The 13,216-nt window shown below is 71.2% G+C and carries 9 protein-coding genes; 3 read left to right on the forward strand and 6 right to left on the reverse strand.

The window, feature by feature from the left end:
• Positions 1-110: 110 nt before the first annotated feature.
• Entirely contained in the window at positions 111-3,488 is a 3,378-nt protein-coding gene (locus ACFXB5_RS29295; RefSeq protein WP_385213122.1) for a pyruvate carboxylase, read from the reverse strand.
• A gap of 369 nt (positions 3,489-3,857) precedes the next feature.
• Complete coding sequence (gene dgoD / locus ACFXB5_RS29300; protein ID WP_385213124.1) at positions 3,858-5,003, reverse strand: galactonate dehydratase; 1,146 nt, start codon at positions 5,001-5,003, stop codon at positions 3,858-3,860.
• 136 nt (positions 5,004-5,139) lie between these two features.
• Here dgoD and ACFXB5_RS29305 point away from each other — a divergent pair, with 136 nt between their 5' ends.
• Positions 5,140-6,759 (forward strand): GMC oxidoreductase, encoded by a 1,620-nt coding sequence (locus ACFXB5_RS29305; protein WP_385213127.1) that lies wholly within the window; start codon positions 5,140-5,142, stop codon positions 6,757-6,759.
• Positions 6,760-6,784: 25 nt separating this feature from the next.
• Here the strand turns inward: ACFXB5_RS29305 and ACFXB5_RS29310 are convergent, their stop codons facing one another.
• The 4 genes from ACFXB5_RS29310 to ACFXB5_RS29325 all read right to left on the reverse strand — a co-directional run bounded on the left by ACFXB5_RS29310 (position 6,785) and on the right by ACFXB5_RS29325 (position 11,016).
• Entirely contained in the window at positions 6,785-8,617 is a 1,833-nt protein-coding gene (locus ACFXB5_RS29310) for a glycoside hydrolase family 15 protein (protein ID WP_385213129.1), read from the reverse strand.
• 219 nt (positions 8,618-8,836) lie between these two features.
• Positions 8,837-9,775, reverse strand: coding sequence for an ATP-grasp ribosomal peptide maturase (gene tgmB, locus ACFXB5_RS29315; protein ID WP_385213132.1), 939 nt, complete (start codon positions 9,773-9,775; stop codon positions 8,837-8,839).
• Positions 9,776-9,790: 15 nt separating this feature from the next.
• On the reverse strand, positions 9,791-9,982 hold the full coding sequence (tgmA, locus tag ACFXB5_RS29320) for a putative ATP-grasp-modified RiPP (protein ID WP_020874241.1): 192 nt from the start codon (positions 9,980-9,982) through the stop codon (positions 9,791-9,793).
• Positions 9,983-10,224: 242 nt separating this feature from the next.
• On the reverse strand, positions 10,225-11,016 hold the full coding sequence (locus ACFXB5_RS29325) for a class I SAM-dependent methyltransferase (protein ID WP_385213135.1): 792 nt from the start codon (positions 11,014-11,016) through the stop codon (positions 10,225-10,227).
• A gap of 289 nt (positions 11,017-11,305) precedes the next feature.
• On the opposite strand from ACFXB5_RS29325, the gene ACFXB5_RS29330 reads away from it, so the two are divergent.
• Positions 11,306-12,571 carry a sensor histidine kinase gene (locus ACFXB5_RS29330; protein WP_385213201.1) on the forward strand — a complete coding sequence of 422 codons (1,266 nt, stop codon included), beginning with the start codon at positions 11,306-11,308 and terminating at the stop codon, positions 12,569-12,571.
• The coding region (locus ACFXB5_RS29335; RefSeq protein ID WP_385213138.1) for a response regulator at positions 12,568-13,216 on the forward strand (649 nt) is incomplete at its 3' end. The genes ACFXB5_RS29330 and ACFXB5_RS29335, both read left to right, overlap by 4 nt.

Consider the following 13,216-nt stretch of genomic DNA (forward strand, 5'->3'; position numbering starts at 1 on the left):
CCGGAGGATCAGCCGGTGCAGCCGCTCCCGGACGAAGCCGCCGCCACCGACCACCCCTGACCCGAGGGCCGGGGGACCGGTGGCGGCGGCGCGTGGCGGGTGTTCTCGGCTCAGCTCAGGGCGACCAGCAGATCGCCGCCCTCCACCTGCTGAATCGTGTTGATGGCGATGCGCGACACGGTCCCGCTCTTCGGGGCGGCGATGGTGGCCTCCATCTTCATCGCCTCGATCGTGGCGATGGTGGCACCGGCCTCCACCTGGTCGCCCTCGGCCACCGCCAGCGTCACCACACCAGCGAAGGGCGCCGCCACATGGCCGGGGTTGCTCCGGTCGGCCTTCTCGGTGGCCGGCACATCGGAGGCCGCCGAGGTGTCCCGCACCTGGACCGGGCGCAACTGCCCGTTCAGCGAGGCCATCACCGTGCGCATACCGCGCTCATCGGCGTCGCCGATGGCCTCCAGCTCGATCAGCAGCCGGACACCGGGCTCGAGGTCCACCGTGTACTCGTGCCGCGGGCGCAGCCCGTAGAAGAAGTCCTTGCTGTCCAGCACGCTGGTGTCGCCATGGGCCTGCCGGTGCGCCTCGAACTCCTTGGTCGGGCCGGGGAACAGCAGCCGGTTCAGCGTGGCCCGCGGATCCTTCTCCAGCTGCTCCCGGTCCTCCGCGGACAGCTCCGCGGCCACCGGCTTGGCGGCGGCGCGGCCTTCCAGCGCCTTGCCGCGGAACGGCTCGGGCCAGCCGCCCGGCGGATTGCCCAGCTCGCCGCGGAGGAACCCGATGACCGAGTCCGGGATGTCGTACCGGCCCGGCTGCGCCTCGAAGTCCTCCGGCGACACCCCCGCCCCCACCAGGTGCAGCGCGAGATCGCCGACCACCTTCGACGACGGGGTGACCTTCACCAGATGGCCCAGGATCCGGTCCGCGGCGGTGTACATCGCCTCGATGTCCTCGAAGCGGTCGCCGAGGCCGAGCGCGATGGCCTGGGTGCGCAGATTGGACAGCTGACCACCGGGGATCTCATGGTGGTACACCCGTCCGGTCGGCGAGGCGAGACCGGCCTCGAACGGTGCGTAGATCTTGCGCACGGCCTCCCAGTACGGCTCCAGGCCGCCGATCGCCTCGAGGTCGAGCCCGGTCGGCCGGTCGGAGTGGTCGGTGGCGGCCACGATCGCCGACAGCGACGGCTGGGAGGTGGTGCCCGCCATGGAGGCCACCGCGCCGTCCACCGCGTCCGCACCGGCCTGGACCGCCGCGAGATAGGTGGCGAGCTGACCGCCCGCGGTGTCATGGGTGTGGATGTGCACCGGCAGGTCGAACTCCCGGCGCAGCGCGGAGACCAGCTTCGCCGCGGCCGGGGCGCGCAGCAGGCCCGCCATGTCCTTGATGGCCAGCACATGCGCGCCCGCGTCCACGATCTGCTCGGCGAGCCGCAGATAGTAGTCGAGGGTGTAGAGCCGCTCCGAGGGATCGGACAGGTCGGAGGTGTAGCAGAGCGCCACCTCGGCGATGGCCGAGCCGGTCTCCCGTACCGCGTCGATCGCGGGCCGCATCTGCCCGATGTCGTTCAGCGCGTCGAAGATCCGGAAGATATCGATCCCGGTGGCCGTGGCCTCGCGTACGAAGGAGGTGGTCACCTCGGTCGGGTACGGCGTGTAGCCCACGGTGTTGCGGCCGCGCAGCAGCATCTGCAGACAGATGTTGGGCACCGCCTCGCGCAGCTTGGCCAGCCGCTCCCAGGGGTCCTCGGCGAGGAAGCGCAGCGCCACGTCGTAGGTGGCCCCACCCCAGCACTCCAGCGACAGCAGCTCCGGCACGGTCCGCGCCACCACCGGGGCCACGGCCAGCAGGTCCTTGCTGCGGACCCGGGTGGCCAGCAGCGACTGGTGCGCGTCCCGGAAGGTGGTGTCGGTGACACCGATGGTGGGCGACTCGCGCAGCCAGCGCGCGAACCCCTCCGGGCCCAGCTCGGTGAGCCGCTGCTTGGAGCCGGCGGGCGGCTCGGTGCCCGGCACCGGGGGCAGCTTGGTGGTCGCGTCGATCAGATGGGGCCGCTCGCCGTGGGGCTTGTTCACCGTGATGTCGGCGAGATAGGTGAGCAGCTTGGTGCCGCGGTCGGCGGAGTGGCGCGCCGTCAGCAGATGCGGCCGCTGCTCGATGAACGACGTGGTGACCTGCCCGGCCCGGAAGTCCGGATCGTCCAGCACCGCCTGGAGGAAGGGGATGTTCGTGGACACCCCGCGGATGCGGAACTCGGCCACCGCCCGCCGGGCGCGGCCGACCGCGGTGGCGAAGTCCCGCCCCCGGCAGGTCAGCTTGACCAGCATCGAGTCGAAGTGGGCGCTGATCTCCGCACCGGAGTGGGTGGTGCCACCGTCCAGCCGGATGCCCGAGCCGCCCGGGGAGCGGTACGCGCGGATCATCCCGGTGTCCGGGCGGAAGCCGTTGGCCGGGTCCTCGGTGGTGATCCGGCACTGCAGCGCCGCACCCCGCAGATATACGGTGTCCTGGGAGAGGCCGAGGTCGGACAGCGTCTGACCGGCGGCGATCCGCAGCTGCGACTGGACGAGATCCACATCGGTGATCTCCTCGGTCACCGTGTGCTCGACCTGGATCCGCGGATTCATCTCGATGAACACATGGCGGCCGTCGCGGTCCAGCAGGAACTCCACCGTACCGGCGTTGCGATAGCCGATCTCCCGCGCGAACCTCACCGCGTCCGCGCAGATCCGGTCCCGCAGCTCCGGATCGAGGTTGGGGGCCGGCGCCAGCTCGATCACCTTCTGGTGGCGCCGCTGCACCGAACAGTCGCGCTCGAACAGATGGATGACACCACCCTGCCCATCGGCGAGGATCTGCACCTCGATATGGCGGGGCTCCACCACCGCCTTCTCCAGGAAGACCGTGGAATCGCCGAAGGCGGACTCGGCCTCCCGCGCCGCCGCCTCGATGGACTCGCGCAGCGTCTCCCGGCTCTCGACCCTGCGCATCCCGCGCCCGCCACCACCGGCGACGGCCTTGACGAACACCGGGAAACCGAGCTCGTCCGCGGCCCGGACCAGCTCGTCCACATCGGTCGACGGCTCGGAGGAGCCCAGCACCGGCACCCCGGCCGCGCGGGCCGCGGCCACCGCGCGCGCCTTGTTCCCGGTGAGCTCCAGGGTCTGCGCGCTGGGCCCCACGAACGTGATCCCCGCCTCCTCGCACGCGCGCGCGAGGTCGGGGTTCTCGGACAGGAAGCCGTATCCGGGGTACACCGCGTCCGCGCCCGCCTGGCGCGCCGCGTTGACGATCTCCTCGACGGAGAGATAGGCCCGCACCGGATGGCCCGGCTCGCCGATCTCGTACGCCTCATCGGCCTTCAGCCGGTGCAGTGAGTTGCGGTCCTCGTGCGGGAACACGGCGACGGTTCTCGCGCCCAGCTCATAGCCGGCGCGGAAGGCGCGAATGGCGATCTCACCACGATTGGCGACCAGCACCTTGCGGAACATGCCCGATCCCTTCTACCTGCCCGGTACCAACACACACGCTTGTCGGCGAACCCTACTGCCGCCTGCCACGTGGGACGCCCGGGGTGTGATCGAGTTCTCGTGGATGGCGGGCGGCATGGCATCCGGTCCTCTCACCCATGGTCGCCGGGGATACACAGAGTGGCCCTGCGACCGCGCCGGGTGGTGCCGTACATGAACCCGGAACGCCGCTTCAACGCTGGGATCGGTGGGGGATGGAGCCGGGAGCCATCGGCGTCGGGGCGCGTGCGGCCGCCGCGGCGGCCCGTCCGCTGATCGGCAGGGCTGTTCGCCCAGCCGGCCGGGGCGCCCTCGTACGGGATCGGCGCCCTACGGTCTACGGGACCGGGCTCACCACTCGGCGAGCGAGCCGTCCGCGTGGCGCCACACCGGATTCCGCCAGGCGTGTCCACGGCGGTCGGCAGCGCGCACCGCGGCCTCGTCGACCTCGATCCCGAGCCCCGGGCGCTCGGTGCGCGAGAGCTGACCGGCGGTGAACCGGAAGGGCTCCGGATCGGCCACGTAGTCCAGGAGTTCGGCGCCCTGGTTGTAGTGGATGCCGATGCTCTGCTCCTGGATGAGGAAGTTCGGGGTGGTGAAGGCCAGTTGCAGACTGGCGGCGAGCGCCACCGGGCCGAGCGGGCAGTGCGGGGCGAGCTGGGCGCCGTGGGGCTCGGCGAGGGCGGCGATGCGCCGCAGCTCGGAGATGCCGCCCGCATGCGAGATATCGGGTTGGAGGATGGCCACCCCGGCCCGCAGCGGGGCGATGAACTCGCGCCGCGAGTACAGGCGCTCACCGAGCGCGATGGGGATGGGGGAGGCGTTCACCAGGTCCGGGACGATGTCCATGTGCTCGGAGAGCACCGGCTCCTCGACGAACAGCGGCGCCGCCTCGGCGAGCAGTGGCAGCAGCCGGCGGGCGTTGGCGGGGGAGACCCGGCCGTGGAAGTCGAGGCCGAAGTCGCGGTCGTCGCCGAGGACCTCGCGGGCGGTCTCGGCGCGGCGCACCGCGGCGCGTATCTCCGCGCGGGTGGCGACCGGGGTCATCCGGCCGCAGCCGTTCATCTTGACGGCGGTGAACCCCGCCTCGATCTGCGCGGTGAGCGCGTCGCGGATCTCCTCGGGCTCATCGCCGCCGATCCAGGCGTAGGCGCGGATCCGCTCCCGCACCGGACCGCCGAGCAGCTGGTACACCGGTACGCCGTAGTGCTTGCCCTTGATGTCCCACAGCGCCTGGTCGAGCCCGGAGACGGCGCTGGAGAGGACCGGTCCGCCACGGTAGAAGCCACCCTTGGTCATCACCTGCCAGTGGTCCTCGATCCGCATCGGGTCCTGGCCGATCAGATACTCCGTGAGCACCTCGACCGCGGCGCGGACCGGCTCGGCCCGCCCCTCGACCACCGGCTCGCCCCAGCCGACCACCCCCTCGTCGGTCTCCACCCGGACGAACATCCAGCGCGGCGGGGCCAGGAATGTCTCGATACGGGCGATCTTCACGGGCGGGTCCTTCCCTGGGAGGGGCGCGGCTGTGAGAATAAACGATAAATAACGAGAACTTCGCATGCCTTCGGGGCCGAAAAAGACCTTGTGTCACGCCATGGCGAGTTCCGGCGATTCCGCCCATCATGCCGCCATGACAGCAAACCTGACGCGTCGTCACATTCTTGGTCTGGCCGCCCTGCAGAGCGCGGCGGCCCTCGGACTCACCCGTATCGGCCTCACCCCGGCGGCCGCCGCCGAGCGCGCCGACCACTTCCCCGCCGTCGTCATCGGCTCCGGCTACGGCGGGGCCGTGGCCGCGCTCCGGCTCGGCGAGGCGGGCATAAAGACGCTCGTCGTGGAGATGGGGCGGTTATGGGACGCCCCGGGCCCCGACGGCCGGGTCTACTGCTCGATGACCGCCCCCGACCAGCGCTCCATGTGGTTCAAGACAAGAACCGAGGCGCCCCTGTCCACCTTCCTGTGGCTGGACGTCATCAACAAGGACATCACCCCCTACCCCGGCGTCCTGGACCGCGTCCGCTACCCCGGCATGTCCGTCTACGTGGGCCGCGGGGTCGGCGGCGGCTCGCTGGTCAACGGTGGCATCGCGGTCACCCCGCCGCGCTCGTACTTCCAGCAGATGCTGCCGCAGGTGGCCGCGGACCCGATGTACGACACCTACTTCCCGCTGGCCAACCGCATGCTCGGCGCCACCACCGTGCCCTCCGCGTGGTTCGAGGCCACGGAGTGGTACACCTACGCCCGGGTCGCCCGCGCCCAGGCCGCCAAGGCGGGCCTGAAGACCGTCTTCGTGCCCAACGTCTACGACTTCGACTACATGCGGCGCGAGGCCGACGGAACGGCCACCAAGTCCGCGCTCGCCCAAGAGGTCATCTACGGCAACAACTTCGGCAAGCGCAGCCTCGACAAGACCTATATCGCCGCCGCGCTCGGCACCGGCCAGGTCACCCTGCAGACGCTGAGCCGCGCTCGCGCCGTGCGGCGGGCGCCGGACGGCACCTATGTCCTCACCGTGGAGCGCGTCGACACCACCGGCACCGTCGTCGCCACCGACGAGATCACCTGCCGCTCGCTCTTCCTCGGCGCGGGCAGTCTCGGCACCACCGAACTCCTGCTGCGGGCCCGGGAGACCGGCGCCCTCCCCAAACTGAGCGCCGAGGTCGGCCGGGGCTGGGGCGGCAACGGCAATGTCATGCTCGGCCGCGCCAACCACGTGTGGAACCCGACCGGCGCCCAGCAGTCCACCATCCCGGTGATGGCGATCGACGACTGGTCCAACGCCACCAATCCGGTCTTCGCCGAGATCGCCCCGCTGCCGGCCGGCCTCGAGACCTGGGTCAGCCTCTACCTCGCCATCACCCGGAACCCCGAGCGCGCCACCTTCACCTATGACGCGGCGAAGGACACCGCCGTACTCAACTGGACCCGCGCCCAGAGCGCGCCCTCCGTGGCCGCGGCCAAGGCACTCTTCGACCGCGTCAACTCCGCCAACGTCACCATCTACCGCTATGACCTCTTCGGCGACACCCGGGCCTTCGCCGACGACTTCTGCTACCACCCGCTGGGCGGCTGCGTCCTGGGCCGGGCCACCGACGCATACGGCCGGGTGACCGGCTACGACGGGCTCTATGTGACCGACGGCTCCCTCATCCCGGGCTCGATCGGCGTCAATCCGTTCGTCACCATCACCGCCCTGGCCGAGCGCACCATGGCCCGGGTCCTGGCCGAGGACCCCGTCGGTGGCCGATGACCCCGCCGGGGGCGTGCCCGCGGCGTCAGCCCAGGGCCCGGTCCAGGTTGAACGCGGCGCTGATGAGCGCGAGATGGGTGAACGCCTGCGGGAAGTTGCCGATCTGCTCACCGGTACGGCCGATCTCCTCGGCGTACAGCCCGACATGGTTGGCGTAGGTGAGCATCTTCTCGAAGGCCAGCCGCGCCTCGTCCACCCGGCCGGCCCGGGACAGCGCCTCGACATACCAGAACGAGCAGATCGAGAAGGTGCCCTCCTCACCACGCAGCCCGTCCGGGCTCACCGTGGGGTCGTAGCGGTACACCAGCGAATCGGCCACCAACTCCTCGCCCAGCGCGTCCAGCGTGGACAGCCACTTGGGGTCGGTGGGGGAGATGAACTTCGACAGCGGCATCATCAGCAGCGAGGCGTCGAGCACCTCCTCGCCCTCGCGCTGCACGAAGGCGCGCCGCCGCGGCGACCAGCCGCAGCGCATGATCCGGCGGTAGATGTCATCGCGCGCCGTCGACCAGCGGGACATGTCCGCGGGCAGTCCGCGGTGGCGGGCGATGCGCATCGCCCGCTCGATCGCGACCCAGCACATCAGCTGCGAGTACAGAAAGTGCTGTGGACCGGCGCGGGTCTCCCAGACGCTCATATCGGGCCGGTCCCAGTTGTCGCACACCCAGCCGACCAGCTTGCACACGGCGTCCCAGTGGTCGCTGGACAGCGGCTGCCCCCACTTGTCGTAGAGGTAGAGGGAGTCCACCAGCGCCCCGTAGATGTCCAGCTGGAGCTGGTGGACCGCCGCGTTGCCGACCCGGACCGGGGACGAGCCCAGATGCCCCTCCAGATGGGGGAGCATCTGCTCGGGGATCTCGCTGCGGCCGTCGATGCCGTACATGATCTGCAGCGGGCCGCCGGGGCCGTCCCCCAGGGTGATGCCCTCGGACAGGAAGCGCACGAACGCCTCGGCCTCCTGGGTGAAGCCCAGCCTCAGCAGTGCGTAGATGCAGAACGCGGCATCGCGGACCCAGAGGTACCGGTAGTCCCAGTTGCGCTCGCCGCCGATCTGCTCGGGCAGGCTGGTCGTCGGGGCCGCCACGATGGCGCCGGTCGGCGCGTAGGTGAGCAGCTTGAGGGTGAGCGCGGAGCGGTGCACCATCTCCCGCCACCGCCCGCGGTAACGGGACTGCGCGAGCCAGTGGCGCCAGTAGCGGACGGTGGCGTCGAACAGCTCCTCCGCCTCCGCCTGCGGGCAGTGCCGCGGCTGCACCGTACCGCCGATCCGGTCCAGCGCGAACACCGCGGCCTCGCCCTCGACCAGCTTGAACGTGGACACCGCGTCGGGCCCGTCGACCTCCACGGTGACGCCGGAGGTCAGCGCCAGCGACAGCTCCGGGGACTCGAAGATCGTGAGCCCCTTCTCGGCGCGCACCGTGTGCGACCGCCGGCCGTAGTCGAACCGGGGCGCCACCCGCGCGGTGAAGGGCAGCGATCCGCGGACGCACAGCACCCGGCGGATCAGCCGGTGCCGGTCCGCCTCGCGCGAGTCGTCCACGATCGGCATGAAGTCCTGGACCTCGGCGACCCCGTCGTCCGCGAAGAAGCGGGTGATGAGGATGTTGGTGTCCGGGAAGTAGAACTGCTTGGTCCGGGCGGGTACCTCGGGTGTGAGCTGGAAGGAACCGCCGCGGTCGGCGTCGAGGATCGACGCGAACACACTGGGGGCGTCAAACCGGACCGGGCAATACCAGTCGATGGTGCCGCGCGTGTCCACGAGCGCGGCGGTGCGCAGATCGCCGATCAGACCGTGCTCGGCGATCGGCACATAGCGGGACGCGTCCGTCGGGTGGCGGATGCTCTCGGCGACGGTCATCGGAACCTCCCGCGCTGGAGGGAGAGGCTGGGAACCCTTGGGCGGCGCGGACTCTCACTTCACCATACGACCGACGGACCGGTCCGGCGCAGCGCCCGGCCCACCAGGGCGCCCCCGGCACCCGCGCCGCCCAGCTACGGCCGCGGGCGCTGCCTCCCCGTCACCGGTCGTCACCGTGTGTGGTGGCGGGAGCCCGATATCCGGCGCGGGTCCCGGCCCTCAGCGCGGGGCGGCGCCGGGGGCCGCAAGCCAGGACGCGACCGCCGCCGCGATGGGCTGACCGGTCTCGAGCTCGACAAAGCCGAATTGGCCGCCCTGGTTGCACTCCAGGAACCACCACACGCCCTCGGCGTCCTCGGCGAAGTCGAAGGCCCCGTAGGCGAGGCCGGTGAGCGTCATGTACTCATGCACGGAGCGCGCGACTCCGGCGGGCACGTCCACGGGTTCCCAGCGGTGTCCATGACAGCCATAGCGCCCGTCCACCTGGCCGGAGGCGGCGGTCTTGCGCGCGGCGAATAACTGGCTGCCGACGCAGATCAGCCGGATGTCCGCCGCTTTGGGAATGTAGCGCTGAAGAAGGGTCGCCCCGGCCGCGACATCGGAGAAATCCGTGTCCGGTCCGATACGGGTGGTGGGCAGCGTGACCGGCGGATCGACGGACGGCGGACCGGAGGCGGATTTCACCACGATGTCCGAGTACTGGACGGCGAAATCGCGCGCCGCGCGCGGATAGGTGGTGACAAGAGTCGAGGGCACGGCGAAACCGCTGTGCTGGGCGACCCGCAACTGGAAGGGTTTGTGGCGGGCCGGTTCGGCGGCCGCGGGATGGTTCATCCAGCGTGCCGTTGTCGCGTAGAGCATCCCGTACAGGGCCTGTCCGCACTCGGCCGTCAGCCACTCCGACGGATTCGCCGCGTGTGCCGCCGGCCGCCCCGGCCTGCGCACCCAGATGGACCGCACACCGTGGATGCTGACGAGGCGTCCCTCCGTCGACAGATATCCCGTGAAGTCGCCGCGGTCGAATTCGACCGACAGGGCGGCCTGATCCGGAAGGTCGGCCGGATCGAAACGCACCAGAGGGACGCCTTGTTCGCGCAGCTCCGCCACCACCAAGTCGGCAGTGACATCCTGGCGACACGTCAGGATGAGTACCGTCATCGATGTGTGTGCAGGTCAGTCGTCGAAGTGCGTCTTGGAGCCGGCCGTGGACGTGGTCGTGCCGGTGGCCAGCAGCACCGCACGGTCGGCGATGGCCGGACGGCCGTCGGAGAGGACATTCAGCTGCAGGGCGGCGTTATAGGCGTAGGGAACACTGGCCGACGACCGCTCGGCGGGGATTGCGTGCTTCAGTACGAAGGGCTGCATGAGTGACCTCTTGGTGCTCCATGTATTCGTCTATCCACCACGCAACAGTACGTACTAAAAGTCTACGGCACTCCCTAGCAACGATTTTGTCCTGTGTAGGGCGATATGAAGTGTGTCACAGGCTTCGAAGGCAACATATGCCTCAGGAATTGCGTCTTCGAATAGTCGGCCTGTGCCCGGAGGGGGCACCGGATCCGCCCCGGTGTTCCGAGGCGGACCAGCGGGTTTGACCGCCCGTCGGGTCAGGACGTCCGTCCGCCCTCGCGGTGGGTGACGCGGATCTTCGACTGGCCGTGCGGCAGCTCCTCCCAGTCCGCCATGAAGCGCGCGGCCAGACCGTGTTTCTCCGCCAGGGCGATGAGCGTCTCGGTGCGGTAGTAGAAGTCCTCCCGCAGCACCTGGTGTTCCACGCCCTCGGTGCGGTCGAAGGTGAAGTCGAACCAGCCGCCCGGCGCCATGACACGGCCGACGTGGGCCAGGCACTCCTCTATGACCGGCAGCGGCGAGTGCGAGAACACGCTGTGCGCGTGCACCACGTCGAAGTGGGCGTCGGGCAGGAACCGCAGCGTCAGATCGCGGACCGGGGTGAGGTGAGGGAGACGGTCCTGCAGCCCCTGGCGCACCAGCGTGTCCTGCGCGGCCGCCAGGATGTCGGGCGAGATGTCGATGCCGTAGTAGTGGCCCGGCTCCAGATGGCTGATGAACCGCCAGCCCGCCCGCAGATTGCCACAGCCGATCTCCAGCATCCGGTGCTCCGGGCGCAGCCCGTGGCCGAGGAGATAGTCGAACTGCATCGCGCCCAGCGCCAGCCACCGCTCATGGCTGTGGCTGCCGACCGCCGCCTCCGGACTGGTACGGGTGTCCGACCGCATCACCGCGCGGTAGTACGCGACGTGGTCCGGGTAGCGGTAGCGCAGCCAGGCGTCCCGGGTGGCGCGGACCAGATGGCGCGGTACGCGCTGCGGATGGCGCAGTGCGTAGGAGACCCGGTGGCCGAGGGCGGAGCGGTTGACGGTGAGGTTCTTGGTGGGCATGGGGACTCTCTCGTACTGGTGGTGGGGGCGCGGCGGCCTGGCGGCCCATGCGTTCCCGCGTCGTCGTGGTCGGTACCAGCCTCGGCGCGGTGGCGGCGGCGGGGATCGGCGGAGCGGCCCCGGTCAGGAGGCGGTCCGGGTGATCGCCGTATCAACCGATCGGATGATGCGGCGCCCGGCCCGGCGCGTTAGGACTGGCTGAGGGAGTGAACCGAGGAGCAGGGGAGGGGCCGGGGTGCGGTCGGCGGTCAGGGCGGTCGGGCGGTCCGGGTGGGCGCCGTTGTCGGGGGTGTGGTCGGCGTGGTCCGGGCGGTCCGGGTCCGACGGGCCGGACGATCCGGACGAGCGGTGGCTGACGGCGGTCCTGCACATCGCGTTCTTCCTGCTGCTGGGGTCCTCGCTGATCCGCTATCTGATCCGGGACACCGGCAGCGCGCCCAACGGCTGGGTCATCGCCCTGTTCGTGGCCTTCGGCGCGCTCTATCTGCCCGGCCGGTGGCCGGCGCCCGCGCCGAGCCCCGGCGGCCGGCCCTCCGGCCGCTATCTGGTCTGGCTGACCGGGGTGCTGGCCGCATGGGTCGCGCTGCTGGTCCTCGCGCCGAGCGCCGCCTGGTGCGCCATGCCGCTGTTCTTCACCGGTCTGCACACCCTGCCCACCCGGTTCGCGGTGCCCCTGGCCGCCGTGCTCACCGCGCTGGTCGTCGCGTCCAAACTGCGGTTCATGCACGACGGCTTCGACCCCAACGCGCTGATCGCGCCGCCCGCCATCGCCGCCGTGGCCGCCGCCGTCCTCATCCATCTGCGGCGCCAGTCGGCCCGGCAGCGGGTGCTGATCGACGACCTGGTCCGCACCCGCCGCGATCTGGCCGCGACCGAGCGGCGGGCGGGGATCCTGGCCGAACGCCAGCGGCTGTCGTCGGAGATCCACGACACCCTCGCCCAGGGCCTGTCCAGCCAGCGAATGCTGCTCCAGGCCGCCGACCGCACCTGGGAGACGGACCCGCAAGCGGCCCGGGGCCATATGCGGAACGCGGCGGAGATCGCGTCCCGCAGCCTTGTCGAGGCCCGCCGGTTCGTCCAGGACCTGGCCCCGGCCGACCTCGCGGAGGGCTCCCTGGCCCAGGCGCTCGGCGCGCTCGCCGAGCGGGAGAGCGGTGCCGGACCGGCGGTGGACTTCCGGCTCGACGGACCGCTCGGCCCGCTGCCCGCGCGGGTGGAGGCGGCGCTGCTGCGCGTCGCCCAGGGCGCGCTGGCCAATGTGCGGGAGCACGCCGGGGCGAGCCGGGCCGCGCTCACCCTGACCTGCCTGGGCGACCAGATCTGTCTGGACATCGCCGATGACGGCCGTGGCTTCGACACCGACGCCGTCGCGGCCCCCGGCGCGGACCGGTCGCGCGGCCATGGGCTTCCGGCCATGCGGGCCCGCGTACGGCAGCTGGGCGGCACGCTCACCGTCGAGTCCGCACCGGGCGAGGGGACCGTCGTCTCGGCCGCGATCCCCGTCGAACCCGTTTCCGCCTTCGTCCCCGACCGCACCGTGGAGACCACGCCATGAGCCAGCCCCCGTCCCCGACGCCGTCGGCCACCCCCGCCATCCGGCTGCTGCTCTGCGACGACCACGCCGTGGTGCGGGCCGGGCTGCGGGCGCTGCTGGCCAGCACCGACGGCATCGAGGTGGTCGGCGAGGCGGGCGGCGGCGAGGAGGCCCTCGCCATGGCCACCCGGCTCCGGCCCGACGTGGTGCTGATGGATCTGCAGCTCGGGGAGGGCATGGACGGGGTGACCGCCACCCGGCGGCTGGTCTCCGGCGACCCGCCCGCGCCGCGTGTCCTGGTCCTCACCATGTTCGACACCGACGCCGACATCACCCGTGCCATCGAGGCCGGGGCCACCGGCTATCTGCTCAAGGCCGAGCGGCCGGAGGAGCTGTTCGCGGCGATCCGGAACGCCGCCTCCGGCCGTACCGCGCTGTCGGCCCCGGTCGCCGACCGGGTGCTGGCCCGGATGCGCAGCCCGCGCCCCGGGCTGTCCGAGCGGGAGCGCGACATCCTCCGGCAGCTGGCCCGCGGCCTGGGCAACCGGGAGATCGCCCGGGCCCTGTTCATCAGCGAGGCCACGGTCAAGACCCATCTGGGACGGATCTACGGGAAATTGGGGGTCGAGACCCGGGCCGGGGCGGTGGCGGTGGCCACCGAGCGGC

This window comes from Streptomyces sp. NPDC059455 (assembly GCF_042750115.1).
Taxonomy (GTDB): domain Bacteria; phylum Actinomycetota; class Actinomycetes; order Streptomycetales; family Streptomycetaceae; genus Streptomyces; species Streptomyces endocoffeicus.

What these genes read in the sequence shown, in the direction of transcription:
- ACFXB5_RS29295 (WP_385213122.1), bottom strand. Translation starts at nt 3,488, where the DNA reads ATGTTCCGCAAGGTGCTGGTCGCCAATCGTGGTGAGATCGCCATTCGC.
- ACFXB5_RS29305 (WP_385213127.1), top strand. Translation starts at nt 5,140, where the DNA reads ATGACAGCAAACCTGACGCGTCGTCACATTCTTGGTCTGGCCGCCCTG.
- ACFXB5_RS29310 (WP_385213129.1), bottom strand. Translation starts at nt 8,617, where the DNA reads ATGACCGTCGCCGAGAGCATCCGCCACCCGACGGACGCGTCCCGCTAT.
- tgmB (WP_385213132.1), bottom strand. Translation starts at nt 9,775, where the DNA reads ATGACGGTACTCATCCTGACGTGTCGCCAGGATGTCACTGCCGACTTG.
- tgmA (WP_020874241.1), bottom strand. Translation starts at nt 9,982, where the DNA reads ATGCAGCCCTTCGTACTGAAGCACGCAATCCCCGCCGAGCGGTCGTCG.
- ACFXB5_RS29325 (WP_385213135.1), bottom strand. Translation starts at nt 11,016, where the DNA reads ATGCCCACCAAGAACCTCACCGTCAACCGCTCCGCCCTCGGCCACCGG.